Source organism: Enterococcus sp. R12 (assembly GCF_058135755.1).
This window is the reverse complement of record NZ_CM176874.1, coordinates 3,025,058-3,039,021: the sequence shown is the minus strand read 5'-3', so window position 1 is coordinate 3,039,021 and position 13,964 is coordinate 3,025,058. Positions and strand designations below refer to the sequence as shown.

Sequence of the window (13,964 nt, the reverse complement as noted above, 5' to 3'; positions counted from 1 at the left end):
ATGGCAAAAAATAAAGACAGCTGGTTTTTCACAAAAAATATCATTGATGAAATCAACAATGTGCCAGATGAACTGCTTTCACTGGATCAAGAAGAAACGGCGGATTTCCCAATATTAGGGGACAACCGAATCGCGCAGGAGCTTGTTCATGAACGCTTACTCGCAGAAAAACACTTGGATGATCAACAAACAACGACTGACGAAATGACAGATCTTGAAGAGGGGGTAGCCGTGGATAAGACCAGCCAAGCATTAGAGGCAAAAGAAGATTCCGTTGTCATGGAAGAAGCCAATGACGAAACCGAATCCGTACCACAGGAAGCCCTGAAATCAGAGATTCAAGCATTCGAACAACAACTTGCCGACTTACAAGCAGCGCTTGAAAAATCGGAAGAAGAAAAACAAATGGCGATAGAAGAACAACACTTGCTCGAAGGGCAAAATCAAGAATTACAAAAAGAAATGATGCTACAAGTCGTAAAGATGGATGAGCTACAAGGGCATGTTGACTTGATGGAACAACAAGCAACGACGTTTCACGAGACAAATACACAGTTAGAACAAACCATGAACATTCAGCAGGCAGAAATATTTGAAGGAGTAAAACAAATGGAGGAGATGCGCATGAAACTTGAAACAACAAAAGAAGAGCTACAACGAGTACTTGAAGAAAAAACAGCCTTATCCAATGAGTTGCTTCATGCTCTTGGAGAAAACCAACACTTACGGACGCAATTAAAGGAAAGTGAACAACAAGCGGAACAATTGATCGAAACCAGTCAGCTGCTGCAAGCAGCCACAAAAGAAAATCAAAAGCTGCAAAATGAAATCAGTCAACTGGAAGAACCCTTGGAACAAATCGCACAATTAAGTGCTGAAAAAAATGCGCTAACGATTCAATTAGTCAAAGCTACTGAAGAAGCCGCTGCTTATCAATCGCAATACGAAGAAAAAGAACGGGTATTTAATGAGCAGTTTTCCCAATTAGAACAAAGCAATGCTGAATTAGCAGCGCTGCAAAGTCGTATCGAGTCGGGAGAATTTTTACAAGGAAGTGAGTACGACTTGTATGTAGAGGCACAGGAAAAAATCAATCAACTCGTTCAACAAAACGAGCAGCTGACAAAGGAGATCGAGTATTCGCAAAAAGAAATCGGCGAGGTTTTGTTGACCGCCAAAAAACAAGCGAGTCGGACCTTAGAAGAAGCGCAAACAGAAGCCGATCATTTGATCAAAGCGGCCAAACTAGAATTAGAAGGTATGGAAAACAAAGCGCGTAAAATTTTGATTGAAATTGATGAATCCAAAGAGACCGTGTCATCCATGTATAGCGATCTTCAAGAGAAAGTTCGGCAATTGGCCTCAGGCAACTTGCAAGTGGACTTTGATAAAAGTGATCCGCAAGCAGAGCAGATGGAAAGCTAGTGTAGAAAAAGTGAAGTGATAAATGATCATTTTAGAAAACTACTTCATCAGGCACAGCAGACTTCGGGGATGAAATCAAAGGAATACCACTGGACTGGGGGAAGCGAGGATAACGCTTAATCAAGAAGAGGACAGAAAAATGGGAAAAGGTAAAGACGAGTCGTTGTTTTTAACGGTATGGGAGGATATCAAATGAGCCAGCTATTTCAAATAAATAATATGAATGATTATTTAAATTACTATAGGGAGAAAGTGAACGACCCTCGTTTCTCAGAAAATTTGCCTCATGTGAAAGAACGGATTCTTCAGATTTGTGAGGAGTTGGAAGAACAGATCGCTCAAATCAATAGTCAAAATTTTTTTCAGCAATGGGCAAATATCAATAGTTTAGAGGCGCAAATTTTGATTCTACTTGAATTGAGTGAGATCACAACTAAAAAAGAGAAGCGTGTCTTTACTGAAGAAGAAGTGGTAAAAACAGCGAAGAAAGACTGTCAAACCTATTTCAAAGAGAAATGTGGGATGACGTTGATTGACAGCACGCCTCATTCTCTCCATTTTTCCATAAGCTAGAGGGCGTACTACTGAGATATGATTGTTGGACATCGAAAGAAAGGTGAAGGGGAAAATAACATAAATATTCTTTGGGAAAGCAACAAGTCAGAAGAAAGTGTGCTTGATCATACGGATCGGGTGTTAAAAAAGCACGTTATTTTTTATGGATAATAGGCTCAAAGATGATTGGCTTTGGTTTTCAGACAATTATTAAGTAATTATTAAGTCTGATTTATAAGAAAAAATGTATCGAAAGTAAAATGAGTTATTTATTTTTTTGAAATAGTAATTTCTTAGCCTTCATCTATTTGTAAAAAAAGCAGTTTGAACTTTTGTCCTCAGATCATTCAAAAGTTTAACCTGTTTTTTTTCATTTTCCTTAAAGCAAATAGGTTGAATTGCTATAGGTATGCTGCTATATACTAATTCCTACTAAATTAAGGGGGCTTCTATGTGCTAGATTCTTTTTTAAGAGGACAGGATCGCTTAGTGCAAAAGTTTTTTTTATTCTATTATCGCTCATACCAAGACACCTATACCTATAAAGATGTTGTTGATGAATTAAATATCTCATATCCTGTGTTAAATAACGTGCTAGAGCAAGTGGATACCATTCAAAAGGGGTATCCTGAATTTACTATGTCTAGAGATAACAAAGTAATCAAAGTCACTTTTTCTGAAAAATTTTTATACAATAAAATTCGGGTCAATTTAACCAAATCTACGCTGCTTTTCATCATCTGGGATGCTATTTTTTATCAAAAGTTCAAGACACTGGAAGCCTTTAGTCAAAGTCAATATGTGAGTGGAAGGACCGTGCAACGGCAGATCGGTACCTTTGCGCCAATTTTGGAACACTACAAATTGGATTTGAATTTAAAAAGGACAGAGTATTTGGGTGGGGAAGAGTACCGTATTCGCTATTTCTTCCACAGCTTTTATTGGCATGTGTATGATGAGATCGAAAGCAACCGACCGCCAATCGTTGAGCAAAGTGCGACAGACCTTTACCAAGCTTTATCCATCTATTTTCCTTTTCTACGGCATGCAGCAAAGGAACGCTTTATTAATCTGTTAGCTGTTTCTGTCACGAGAATAAAACAAGGAAATCTCATCAAAGAGATACCAGAAAGTGTCAAGAAGTTTTATAACCCTTTTATGGATCAGATCACCTTTGATAAAGAGCTTTTGCTGCCTTTTTTCGAAGCAAATCGCATTTATGAAAAAGATTTGCCAAAGGAAGAGCTGATCTATCATTTCTATATGTTCACGGTAGGGCAAAGCTATTCCCAAGAGTCTTTGAGTCAGCTTCGTCTTCAATCACCAATGTATATGAATGATTATCGTGTGTTTATAGATGACTGGATCACCTTGATTGAAAAACAAATCCATTTTTCTTTTGGTTCAAATGAGCGAAAGCTGCTTTTTATTAATGCTACCTATATTTTTTCTTTTCTTTTGACGTTTGGATTAGGGAATAAAATTGATTCCTTTGGGGATTACATCACCCTTTCAGAAGTTGAAAGGCAATACCATTATTGGTTTACCGTATTAGAAAAAATCTCTCGTAAGCATGAAGTGGAAAATAAAGCATGGCTCGATATTCTCAATTCCAATTCCTTTAAGTATTATGCTTCGCAGATTCTTTACTATATTTTATCTGATTACGATACCCCAGTCAGAGTAGCGATCGAATCAAAGAGTCGGGGGATTGAAGAAGAAGTTCAAAAGCAAAAGCTGGTGCGGATGAGTCCTCGGCCAATCAACATTGTAAGGATCAAAGATTTTCCAGATGTCATCATTTCGGATTACGCAATCGATATCTCGAAGTACTATACGAAAAATCAACCCCATCTTTACCAATGGGGAGAAAAGCAATACCTTTCTGATTGGATTCGCGTGATCAATTATATCGATAAAGTAAGGGACGAAAAATACTATCGTTTATTAAGTGATGATTAGGGGAAATAGAAGAAACAGTTTTCTATTTCATTGAGCAAGATCAGCGGTTTGACTTGTCTTGCTCAATTTTTTGTGAAGTAAGGAAACATTTAATGGGCTTTTTGTTCTAACCGCATCTATCTTAGGAATAGAAATGTTCGTGTCAGGAGTTTGTGAGGACCATTGAATTGAAAAAAAGGGTGTAGCTGCTCATTTATGAAAAGCAGCTGCACCCTGTATTTTTTGTCAGCGCATCAGTAAATGCGGCAGTGTACTAAGGCATGCGATGATACCGACGATCAAGGTAAAGACCACGACGATGACTGCTGTTGAAAGGAAATCTTTTTTGACGTCGCGCTTTATCCTAATGGCATCGAGGTCTTGATTTTCCATGAAGGCAACGATCTCTTTATACGTTTTGATATTTTGGGTTTTCTTGATTTTTTCGATCTTTAATGCGGCATACATGGAGACGAGCCAAAAACATAGAGGCGGGACAATCCACCAGTATCCGGGTAAATAAAGAGCAGGCCCAACAGAGAGTGCGGTCAATAGTATAAAAAGCAGCATCATTTTTGTGTAACGATCCATTTCTGTTTTCTCAATCGTTTCTTTCATTTGTTCAACATCCCCTTTGACTAATTCATCTAAAGAAACATCAAATAGAACACTGAGCAATAATAAATTGTGAACATCAGGATAGCTTTTTTCATTCTCCCAATTGGAGATCGTTTGTCGGGAGACATAGAGTTTTTCTGCCAGCCCTTCCTGAGAGAGACTTAATCGTTCCCGATGTTTTTTTATTTGTTTGCTTAAGTTCATTTTATCCGCTCCTTCTACCATTAGTTTAGGCCAATGTCTGCATTCTAACGATCAAATGTCTTTGACAATACCTTGAAATCAAGTGTCAAAATGTTTTTACAGTTGGGTTTGGGGTGTTTACATAGCGGTACAGCGTTGATTTTCTTCCGTTAACAAGCGACGGTCAACTTGGTTATTGTTTTTTTTTAGACATACCTGCTGGTTTCTAAAAAAAAGAAAAAAGATGGCGAGTCTTTGCTGATTTTAAGTGTTTGTCCTTGTCTATTATTCATTAATTTCGCAAAGATGGGAAGAGGAGAAAACAACTAAGCGTGTGAAAGATTCATTTTTCCATTAGTGATTCTTTAAAGGTACCTGTGTGTTGAAATGGAGCCCTTCAGAAGACACCTCTATTTGTTGGTTCTGTTTTAGAAGAAAATCGACTGTTGGTAAGCATATCTCCCCATAAAAACGTCTGCTTTGTGCTATACTGAGGCTTTGTAAAAATAAGTTTGTACAAGCAAGCAGCAACGGTTTTTTCATTGATTGCTTGCAAGAAGGAGCGAATATGCAGTGAAAAAACTAAAGGTTCAAGATTTAATTGCAGTGGGGATCTATACAGCGATCTATTTTCTTTTAATGAGCGTCTGTCTATTGATTTTGCGTTTTGTGATCCCAGGTTTTCATAATTTATTTATTCCAGCAGTCACCGCTTTGTTTTCTGGCATTATCTATCTGATTTTATTGAATAAAGTACCGAAATTTGGCGCAATCACCATTATGGGTACCGTGGTAGGGCTCTTTTTTTTGATTTCAGGACATTTTCCATTGGCCTTTTTGCCCAATATGATTTGTGCCTTAGCAGCTGATTTGATCCAATACAAAACAAAGCTCAAAGGAAACGTTCGCGTACTGGCGAGTTATATCGTCTTTAGTTTTGGCTTGATGGGTCCAATCTTGCCCCTGTGGTTTATGAAAAATGCCTACATCGATTCATTAGTGGCTCGCGGAAAAGATGAAACCTACATTGCCGGCGTGTTTGCTCATACCTCCAATTTGATGTTAGGGCTTTGTGCATTGGCGGTTTTGATTGGTGCGGTGGCTGGTTTAGGTATCGGCAGTCGCTTGATGGAAAAACATTTTCAACCAACGATCCAATCGCATAAAGGGTGAGGAATGTGTCGAAAACAAGGTTTGATCCCCGCAGCAAATTAGCGGTGATTCTCTTTGCTAGTTTTACTATGATGGTGACCATCAGCTGGATCGATGAGTTTGCCTTTGTCACTTTCTTGCTGCTGCTATTTATAGTCAGCGGCTTTTGGAAAAAAGGCTTGCTGCTCTATGGCGTGTTTGTCTTGCTGACACTGGCAGATAGTTTTTTGTTTCGCCAAGGCAACCACGTACTAATCGTGTTGCTGGATTTCTTTTCCGTCGGTTATCGCCGCTTATTGCCAACGATCATGGCGGCGGCTTTTGCCATTAGCGGGACGAAAAACAGTGAGTGGATGGCTGCGCTGCAAAAAATGCACGTGCCCAACGTATTATTAGTCCCGCTGGCAGTCTTATTTCGTTTTTTTCCCACATTGGTACAAGATTTCAAAAGTATTCGCCAAGCGATGCGCTTTCGCGGCATCTCGCTGTCGGCAGGATCGATCTTGCTTCATCCACTGCAAAGTGCGGAGTATTTTTTGATCCCATTACTGATGTCGGCTGAAAAGACCGCAACCGAACTGTCGGCTACGGCGCTGGTTCGCGGGTTAGCATCAGAAACTCCCCATACCACCGTCCACGAACTGAAGCTGCGCTGGTGGGATGGCTTGGTCTTTTTAGCATTATGCGGCTTTATCGTGAAAAGGATGTGGCTTGGATGATCACATTAGAACAAGTGTCAGTGAAACGAGAAAATCGGACCGTATTATCTGAGCTCTCTTTGACGGTCGCAGCTGGGGAAGTCATCGTTTTGTGCGGCGCTAGCGGCAGCGGAAAATCGACCTTGCTCAATGTTTTGAATGGCTTGATCCCTGAGCTGTATCCCGCCGAAGTGCAAGGAAAGATCCGTGTCGGAGAAACAGACTTGTCAGTTGCCGATTTCTCCCATTATGCCCAGACGATTGGCGTCGTCTTTCAAAACCCCAAGACGCAATTTTTCACCACGGATGTCTATTCGGAGTTGGCTTTTTCGATGGAAAATGCGGGCGTCGCACCAGAAAACATTCGGCAGCGAATCACCGAAGTAGCACAGCAGTTTTCCCTGACCCCGTTGCTTGATGCTAGTGTCTTTGACCTATCTGGTGGGGAGAAGCAGCTGATTGCTCTCGCTGCAGCCACGATGTTGCCCCATGATGTGTTCTTATTGGATGAGCCTTCCAGTAATTTGGATCAAGAAGCGATCCAAAAGTTGACTCAAGGATTGGCTTCTTTAAAACAACAAGGGAAAACCATTGTGATCGCCGAACACCGCTTGGCGTATTTGGCGCCAATGGCAGATCGCTTCTGTCTATTAGAAGCAGGACGATTGCGGGCGTCTTATCCAGCAGCTCAGCTTTTGTCACTGCCCGAGGAGGCAATTCACGAGTTGGGATTGCGAAAAGTAGGCGAGGCGGCATTGGAAACTCAGCACTGCCGAGAATCTTTGCCAGAAAAGTCTGGATTAAGGGCAACGCATCTGCAGATCAAGCAATCGAAACGCTCAGCAAACAGCAGAAATTGGGCGCTTAACTTGCCTGAACTACAATTGCCGACGAAGCAAGCTGTGGGGATCGTTGGACCAAATGGTGCTGGCAAAAGTACGTTGGTGCAAGTCCTGTCAGGATTGAAAAAATGCCCAGAAGCAGTATTTGCCATCAATGGACAAAAGCGGACCCAAAAGCAGCTGCTGCAGGAAAGCTTTCTTGTGATGCAGGATGTCAACTTGCAGCTGTTTTTTGAAACGGTGGAAAAAGAGCTGCTGATCAAAGCCCAAAACCCAGCGCGTTTTGAAGAAATTGTCTCATTGTTGCACTTAACACCACTCCTTGCCCGACATCCGCAAAGCTTGTCGGGTGGGGAAAAACAACGAGTTGCCATCGGCAGTGCCCTGCTTTCTGGTAAACGCTTGTTGTTTTTCGATGAACCAACGAGTGGGTTAGATTTGCAGCAAATGGAAGAAGTCGCAAAACTGTTGCGAACAGTCGCTAAGGAAGTTGATCTGTTAGCGGTGATCAGTCATGATCGTGAGTTTTTAGCTGAAACATGTCCTTACGTGCTTCAACTCCAACAAGGGGAACTCGTTGGCACGTATCAGCTAGCAAAAAATATGGAATAAATGAAAGACGGAGTGGACCTTGGTTCATGCCGTCTTTTTTTGTTGAACATGAAAAAATCTTCATGATTTTTTTCTTTCAATCAGTTAGGAAGTTTCGAAAAAATCCGTTATGATAGAAGCAAAACAGGAGGAGGAGTGCATATGGCCTTGAAGATCTTGCTAGTAGAAGACGAAGAAAGTTTAGCCAGTTTTATTCAGACCGAATTGACTTTTGAGGGATATGACACGGTCTGGGCCAAAGATGGGCAAGAGGCATTGACCTTGTTCAATCAGCAAGCAAATGCCTTTGATCTGATTTTATTGGATTGGATGCTGCCAATCTATGACGGCATCACAGTGGCGCGGCGGATACGTAAAGAAAGCGACATCCCGATTTTGATGATGACCGCCAGAAATCAAACCGCCGATGTGGTGACGGGGCTTGATGTCGGATTAGATGATTATTTAACGAAACCTTTTGAAATCGAAGAACTGTTTGCCAGAATTCGGGTGATCGAGCGACGGTTGCAACGAGAAGCCAAACAACAAAAGAACCAGCAAAACCAATTAGTGGCGGGGGAGCTGATGATGGACATCGCCAAGCACTTGGTTCAGGTTGCCGGTGAAACCATTGAGTTGACACCCAAAGAGTTTGGGATTTTATATGAATTGATGAAAGAACCCGAGGTCGTCAAAACGAGAGATGACCTATTGAATGAGATTTGGGGCTATGAATACGACGGCCAAACGAATGTTGTAGATGTCTATATCCGCACACTGCGGAACAAGCTGGATGTTTGCGGCAAAGGCAAAATGATCGCAACAGTTCGTGGATTAGGCTATGTCTTGAGGACCGATCATGAAGAATAAGTCAGCCAACCAACGTAGAAAAACAGCCCAATTTCAATTGACGAGCCGCTTTTCCTTGATTCTCTTTGGTCTGCTGATTCTCTTCAATCTGCTGTTTATTTTATTATCCGTAGGTTATTTGTTTGAACATATCGAAAATCGTGCCAGCAACATCCTTGAAGCCATCGAAAAAGGTGAGGCATCAGGGGATGCCTGGGACTTTCTCGTCAATGCCTATGTCTCAGCAGATGAAGAAGACGCCCTGCAAGTGATCTTAGCCGATGGCAGTGTCGTTTCATCAGAAGATGCGGAAGAGATTTTTGCCGATATCAATCAAGGGCGAGTGATTCCTTTTCTCGAAGACATCGTTTTTACAGAGGAGGGCATCTATTACACGAAAACCCAAGAAGTCGATGGGGATCAGGTGACGATCGCTATCAATGGGGAGGATAGTGTGGAATTAGCCTATGGCCTCTTTATGATCAGCAGTTTCTTGAATCTGATCGCTGTTGTCGTGGGCAGTCTGCTGATTTATTGGAGTGTCGGGAAATGGAGCCAGAAGCTTACTGGCATGGCGCAAGAAATTGCTGCCATTGAACAAATTCGAACAGGAGAACTGACGGTTTCTGAAGAGCCCATCGAGATTCGTTCAGTGGCATTGGCTTTCAATAAATTATTGAAAGAACAGCGTGAGACGATCGAGCGGGAAAAACGGTTCGTTGCCGATGCTTCCCATGAGCTGCGAACACCTTTAGCTGCGATTCGCGGACATGTGCAATTGATCCAGCGGCGTGGAACCAAGCATCCCGAAGTCATTCCTTCCTCAATGGCGTTTATTGACAAAGAGTCGAAGCGTTTGGAAACATTGAGCAATCAATTGCTGGACCTAGAAAAAAATCAATCCCAAGATGAAATGACCTTTGTTGATGTTTCCCAGATCGTCCGAGAAGAGTGTGAAAAACAAGCGACGATCGTTCCGCAATCGATTGAATATTTTGTGGAGAACCAATGTATGAAACGTGGGCATAAACGTGACTTCCAGCAAATCATCCAAAACCTGTTAGAAAATGCCGCGAAGTATTCACCTGCCGATCAGCCGATTCATGTGACCTTGACGCAAGAGCAAACACAGATGTCTTTGACCGTCGCCGATTTTGGCATTGGGATTCCCGATGATAAGAAAGCCTTGATTTTCGAACGGTTCTATCGAGTAGAAGATTCTCGTTCCAGCCAGATTGCTGGTTCAGGCATCGGGCTTTCATTGGTAAAACAGCTGGCAGACAAGTATCATGCCAAAATTACCGTGACAGACAATCAACCGCAAGGCAGTATCTTTAAACTTGCCTTTCCAAATGAAAGAGAAAGATGAAGATTTTTTTAGATTTTCTTCAAGCATTTTTGATTCTTTTTCATGAGGAACTTGTTATTCTAAATATATAGAAAAAAGGAATACACAAACAATTGGAGGAATGAAACATGAAAAAGACAACTATTTTATTCGGAATTGCCGCATTAGGATTATTGGCAGGATGTACACAAAACAACACTGGAAATTCAGAACCTGCGCAAAACAGCAGCTCAAGCACAGCAGTTGCCTCATCAAGTGAAACAACGTCGTCACAAGCAACAGACAGCTCTTCAAGCAGTGCAGCGATCGCCAATGGCGGCTTACCTACGGTGACCGTAGAAGAAGCGATCCAAATATTCCAAGACAAATACCCAGATGCAGCGATCACTTCGATTGATTTGGATACTTCTTTTGGCAATTACTTCTACCAAGTAGAAGGCGTGGATGACACGAATGAGTTTGAATTAAAGATCGATGCAGAAACCAAAGAAACTTCTGAAGAAAGAACGGAAAAATTGGATGCCGATGAACAAAACGGTGTCAAAAAAGATGCCGATCAATTGGACCTAACCAACTTGCTTTCATTGGAAGAAATTTCTGATATCGCCGTGAAAGAAGCTGGCGGTGGTCAAGCAACAGATTGGTCATTAGACAAAGAAATGAATGTAACTTATTGGGAAGTCAAAGTAGAAGATGGCAATAAACAAACAGATGTGAAAATCAATGCCCAAACAGGTGAAGTACTAGAAACCGAATTGGATGACTAATCCTGTTTCGCAGTAAAAAAGATAAGCCGCTATCGTCTATGCGCAAAAGACGATAACGGCTTATTTTTTTACGTATGCTGTTTGACTTCAGTTAACGGTTTGACGCGACCACCAATTTTATCTGCAAATGCTTCGGACTGCTTCCGATCTTCAAAGACCCATAACTTGTCTGGAATTTTTTCACGAGTGCGACGACCATCTTTGCCAATGTAACCATGCAAAACTTTAATCACGTACATCGCCATCATCCTTCCCTGAAATTACTTTTGATTATACGAAAGCCGTTTCAAAAAGCAAGGATTTTGACTTAAATGAGTGATCAGAAGTGATTATTCCCCTGACAGGGCAGCATAATCAGCAAATCGTTGATGGATTTCAGGAAAACTACGCTTCAGCTGCACGATGCGATTGGTCTCTTTTGCTAAAAAACAATGCTTTGAAGTCCCCGTCGTTGCCAACTGACCATCGCTCGTTTTGTAGATCTCATAGCGAAAATCCAAACGCGTGCCAGTATATTTGTCGACCAAAACATCGATTCGCACCTCATCTTCGTAACGAATCATCGTTTTGTATTGCGCACTGACTTCCAGCACGGGAACGATCAGGCCCGCTTCTTCGATGGTATGATACGGTAAATCCAAAAACGTGAGTAACTCCACGCGGGCCTCTTCAAACCAGCGGATATAATTGGCGTGATGGATGATCGCCATTTGATCGGTCTCATAGTAGTGTGGTTGACGGATATAGCCTGAATATAAAGACATAAAAACAGCTCCTTTCATAGAAACAAAACCTTCGTTATTCAGCATAACGCAAAAAGGAAGAAAAGCAAACAGAAGGAGAGCTACTTTGTGTTGAACACTTGAGAAAATGATACTAGAGAGCAGCGGAGTGAAAAAGACAGTGAAACACCTTGACTTTTTCATAGCTTTCTTGTAGTTTATAGATAATATCAAAAATCAGTGAAGGATCGAGTACTTTATTCTATTCCTTAAAAGAGAAAACTGCCCCGGCTGAAAGCAGTTTAGGACGTGTAAAGGAAAGACAATCTGGAGATGAACAGAAGAAAAGCTGTTCCGTGACCGAGCGTTAATCGAGCGAAGGAGAAGAACATTTCTCGAATTTAGGTGGTACCGCGTGTAATCAAAACTCGCCCTTGTATAAAAAACAAGGGCGAGTTTTTTGCTGTGAATCACTGCGACTGGTCCGCAAAGCGGAACAGAGCAGATGATGAACAGTACTAGGCGACCGTAGGGAGCGTAGTAACCGTACTAGGAATCACAATGACTGGTCCGCAAAGCGGAACAGAGCAGATGATGAACAGTACTAGGCGACCACAGGGAGCGTAGTAACCGAACTAGGAATCACGTTGATTGGCTTGCGGAGCAAGCCAGAATAGATGATGAACAGTACTAGGCGACGTAGGGAGCGTAGTAACCGAACTAGGAATCACTATGACTGGCGTAAGAAGTGAGATATGAAAGCTGTACTTGGCATTTTTTGCTTCGTTCAATTGCAGTCGAAGCCAACGAAATGATGACCAGCAACCAACGGCAAAGAGCGCAATAACCCAAAAGTCAAACACGAGAACAACCCACCCACATCAATGAGCAACAAGCAATAGGTGAATAAGCAAACAAGCAATGAAAGCAAAGAACATGGGCAACCATGAAACAAATAGGAGGATGCATACGATGAGTTACCAACGTCCAAAAGGAACCAACGATATTTTGCCAGGAGAATCCGAAAAATGGCAATTTGTGGAAGAAACAGCACGCTTAGTGTTTCGCGATTATCAATTCAACGAAATTCGGACACCGATTTTTGAGCACTTTGAAGTGATCGCCCGCAGTGTCGGGGACACAACGGATATCGTTTCAAAAGAAATGTATGATTTCTACGATAAAGGAGAGCGTCATGTGACGTTGCGTCCAGAAGGCACCGCACCGATCGCTCGTTCTTATGTCGAAAACAAACTATTCGGACCAGAACATACGAAGCCTTATAAAGTGTTTTACATGGGACCAATGTTCCGTTATGAACGTCCGCAAAAAGGCCGTTTGCGTCAATTCCACCAAATCGGTGTCGAAGTTTTCGGTTCAGCAAATCCAGCGACCGATGTTGAGACAATGGCGATGGCAATGGATTTTTATCGTCAATTAGGACTGAGTCAATTGCGCTTGGTCATCAATTCATTAGGCGATAAAGAAACACGCCAAAACTATCGGCAAGCGTTGATCGACTATCTAGCGCCCCATGAAGCGGAGCTTAGTGAGGATTCAAAACGCCGCTTGCATGAAAATCCTTTGCGGGTCCTTGACAGTAAAGATAAGCGTGACCAAAAATTCGTGGCGGATGCACCATCGATCCTAGACTACTTAACACCAGATGCCAAGGCACATTTTGAAACTGTAACGAATATGCTGGATGCGTTGGAGATCCCTTATGAGATCGATTCAAATATGGTGCGCGGTTTAGATTATTATACCCACACGATTTTTGAGATCATGAGTGAGGCACCAAAAATGGGGGCGCAAGCCACCATCTGTGCCGGTGGTCGTTACAATCATTTAGTGGAAGAGCTAGGCGGACCAGAAACACCTGGTTTTGGTTTTGCTTTAGGGATCGAACGTTTATTGATCACTATGGAAGCCGAAGAAGTTGTGATTCCTGCTTTGAATGAGTTAGATGCGTATGTGGTTGGTTTGGGACAAGAAACCAATTTAGAAGCGCTGAAAGTCGTGCAAGCGATTCGTAATTTCGGTTTTTCTGCCGATCGTGATTTCATGGATCGTAAAGCCAAAGCCCAGTTTAAATCTGCTGATAAGCAAGGGGCACGGTTGGTTCTGACTCTAGGCGAAACAGAATTAGCAGAACAAGTGATCAATATCAAATCCATGGCAAGCCGTGAAGAAAAACAATTTCCGTTAGCGGATCTTTATGCCCGCTTCGATGAGATCTACGATGAAATGACAACCAAAATGTTTGAGTGAGG

13 protein-coding genes and 1 other annotated feature are annotated in these 13,964 nt (G+C 42.0%); of the genes, 10 read left to right on the top strand and 3 right to left on the bottom strand.

Features of this window, described 5'->3' with window-relative positions:
* The 3 genes from ACTW1R_RS14080 to ACTW1R_RS14070 all read left to right on the top strand — a co-directional run bounded on the left by ACTW1R_RS14080 (nucleotide 1) and on the right by ACTW1R_RS14070 (nucleotide 3,942).
* On the top strand, nucleotides 1-1,425 hold the full coding sequence (locus ACTW1R_RS14080) for a coiled-coil domain-containing protein (protein WP_375826471.1): 1,425 nt from the start codon (nucleotides 1-3) through the stop codon (nucleotides 1,423-1,425).
* Between the two features lie 192 nt (nucleotides 1,426-1,617).
* Nucleotides 1,618-1,998 carry a DUF7006 family protein gene (locus tag ACTW1R_RS14075; protein ID WP_128431676.1) on the top strand — a complete coding sequence of 127 codons (381 nt, stop codon included), beginning with the start codon at nucleotides 1,618-1,620 and terminating at the stop codon, nucleotides 1,996-1,998.
* A gap of 435 nt (nucleotides 1,999-2,433) precedes the next feature.
* Nucleotides 2,434-3,942 (top strand): helix-turn-helix domain-containing protein, encoded by a 1,509-nt coding sequence (locus ACTW1R_RS14070; protein ID WP_208769664.1) that lies wholly within the window; start codon nucleotides 2,434-2,436, stop codon nucleotides 3,940-3,942.
* Between the two features lie 225 nt (nucleotides 3,943-4,167).
* Here the strand turns inward: ACTW1R_RS14070 and ACTW1R_RS14065 are convergent, their stop codons facing one another.
* The gene (locus tag ACTW1R_RS14065; RefSeq protein WP_086337863.1) at nucleotides 4,168-4,743 is read right to left on the bottom strand and encodes a helix-turn-helix transcriptional regulator; all 576 of its coding nucleotides are present in this window, start codon (nucleotides 4,741-4,743) and stop codon (nucleotides 4,168-4,170) included.
* Nucleotides 4,744-5,295: 552 nt separating this feature from the next.
* Between ACTW1R_RS14065 and ACTW1R_RS14060 the strand changes: the two genes are divergently transcribed.
* The 6 genes from ACTW1R_RS14060 (at nucleotide 5,296) to ACTW1R_RS14035 (ending at nucleotide 10,969) form a co-directional block, all read left to right on the top strand.
* Nucleotides 5,296-5,895, top strand: a complete 600-nt coding sequence (locus ACTW1R_RS14060; protein ID WP_010750012.1) for an MptD family putative ECF transporter S component — start codon at nucleotides 5,296-5,298, stop codon at nucleotides 5,893-5,895.
* Nucleotides 5,892-6,593 carry an energy-coupling factor transporter transmembrane component T gene (locus ACTW1R_RS14055; RefSeq protein WP_005228133.1) on the top strand — a complete coding sequence of 234 codons (702 nt, stop codon included), beginning with the start codon at nucleotides 5,892-5,894 and terminating at the stop codon, nucleotides 6,591-6,593. The genes ACTW1R_RS14060 and ACTW1R_RS14055 overlap by 4 nt, the downstream gene beginning before the upstream one ends.
* Nucleotides 6,590-8,026 (top strand): ABC transporter ATP-binding protein, encoded by a 1,437-nt coding sequence (locus ACTW1R_RS14050; protein ID WP_375826473.1) that lies wholly within the window; start codon nucleotides 6,590-6,592, stop codon nucleotides 8,024-8,026. The genes ACTW1R_RS14055 and ACTW1R_RS14050 overlap by 4 nt, the downstream gene beginning before the upstream one ends.
* Nucleotides 8,027-8,167: 141 nt before the next feature.
* Nucleotides 8,168-8,875, top strand: coding sequence for a response regulator transcription factor (locus ACTW1R_RS14045; RefSeq protein ID WP_008379528.1), 708 nt, complete (start codon nucleotides 8,168-8,170; stop codon nucleotides 8,873-8,875).
* Nucleotides 8,865-10,223, top strand: coding sequence for a sensor histidine kinase (locus tag ACTW1R_RS14040; protein WP_156236549.1), 1,359 nt, complete (start codon nucleotides 8,865-8,867; stop codon nucleotides 10,221-10,223). Before ACTW1R_RS14045 ends, ACTW1R_RS14040 begins: the two co-directional genes overlap by 11 nt.
* Before the next feature lie 107 nt (nucleotides 10,224-10,330).
* Nucleotides 10,331-10,969, top strand: coding sequence for a PepSY domain-containing protein (locus tag ACTW1R_RS14035; RefSeq protein WP_010750007.1), 639 nt, complete (start codon nucleotides 10,331-10,333; stop codon nucleotides 10,967-10,969).
* A gap of 68 nt (nucleotides 10,970-11,037) precedes the next feature.
* Here the strand turns inward: ACTW1R_RS14035 and ACTW1R_RS14030 are convergent, their stop codons facing one another.
* Both ACTW1R_RS14030 and ACTW1R_RS14025 read right to left on the bottom strand, forming a co-directional pair.
* The gene (locus ACTW1R_RS14030; RefSeq protein ID WP_008379536.1) at nucleotides 11,038-11,208 is read right to left on the bottom strand and encodes a hypothetical protein; all 171 of its coding nucleotides are present in this window, start codon (nucleotides 11,206-11,208) and stop codon (nucleotides 11,038-11,040) included.
* A 90-nt stretch (nucleotides 11,209-11,298) separates the two neighbouring features.
* Nucleotides 11,299-11,733 (bottom strand): acyl-CoA thioesterase, encoded by a 435-nt coding sequence (locus ACTW1R_RS14025; RefSeq protein ID WP_167821437.1) that lies wholly within the window; start codon nucleotides 11,731-11,733, stop codon nucleotides 11,299-11,301.
* A 189-nt stretch (nucleotides 11,734-11,922) separates the two neighbouring features.
* Nucleotides 11,923-12,130: a binding site (T-box leader), on the top strand.
* A 533-nt stretch (nucleotides 12,131-12,663) separates the two neighbouring features.
* On the opposite strand from ACTW1R_RS14025, the gene hisS reads away from it, so the two are divergent.
* On the top strand, nucleotides 12,664-13,962 hold the full coding sequence (hisS, locus tag ACTW1R_RS14020) for a histidine--tRNA ligase (RefSeq protein ID WP_034857522.1): 1,299 nt from the start codon (nucleotides 12,664-12,666) through the stop codon (nucleotides 13,960-13,962).
* The last annotated feature ends 2 nt before the right edge of the window (nucleotides 13,963-13,964 follow it).

Coding starts and splice junctions, on each gene's coding strand:
- ACTW1R_RS14025 (WP_167821437.1), bottom strand. CDS start 11,733: ATGTCTTTATATTCAGGCTATATCCGTCAACCACACTACTATGAGACC.
- ACTW1R_RS14040 (WP_156236549.1), top strand. CDS start 8,865: ATGAAGAATAAGTCAGCCAACCAACGTAGAAAAACAGCCCAATTTCAA.
- ACTW1R_RS14030 (WP_008379536.1), bottom strand. CDS start 11,208: ATGTACGTGATTAAAGTTTTGCATGGTTACATTGGCAAAGATGGTCGT.
- ACTW1R_RS14080 (WP_375826471.1), top strand. CDS start 1: ATGGCAAAAAATAAAGACAGCTGGTTTTTCACAAAAAATATCATTGAT.
- ACTW1R_RS14075 (WP_128431676.1), top strand. CDS start 1,618: ATGAGCCAGCTATTTCAAATAAATAATATGAATGATTATTTAAATTAC.
- ACTW1R_RS14035 (WP_010750007.1), top strand. CDS start 10,331: ATGAAAAAGACAACTATTTTATTCGGAATTGCCGCATTAGGATTATTG.
- ACTW1R_RS14065 (WP_086337863.1), bottom strand. CDS start 4,743: ATGAACTTAAGCAAACAAATAAAAAAACATCGGGAACGATTAAGTCTC.
- ACTW1R_RS14045 (WP_008379528.1), top strand. CDS start 8,168: ATGGCCTTGAAGATCTTGCTAGTAGAAGACGAAGAAAGTTTAGCCAGT.
- ACTW1R_RS14050 (WP_375826473.1), top strand. CDS start 6,590: ATGATCACATTAGAACAAGTGTCAGTGAAACGAGAAAATCGGACCGTA.
- hisS (WP_034857522.1), top strand. CDS start 12,664: ATGAGTTACCAACGTCCAAAAGGAACCAACGATATTTTGCCAGGAGAA.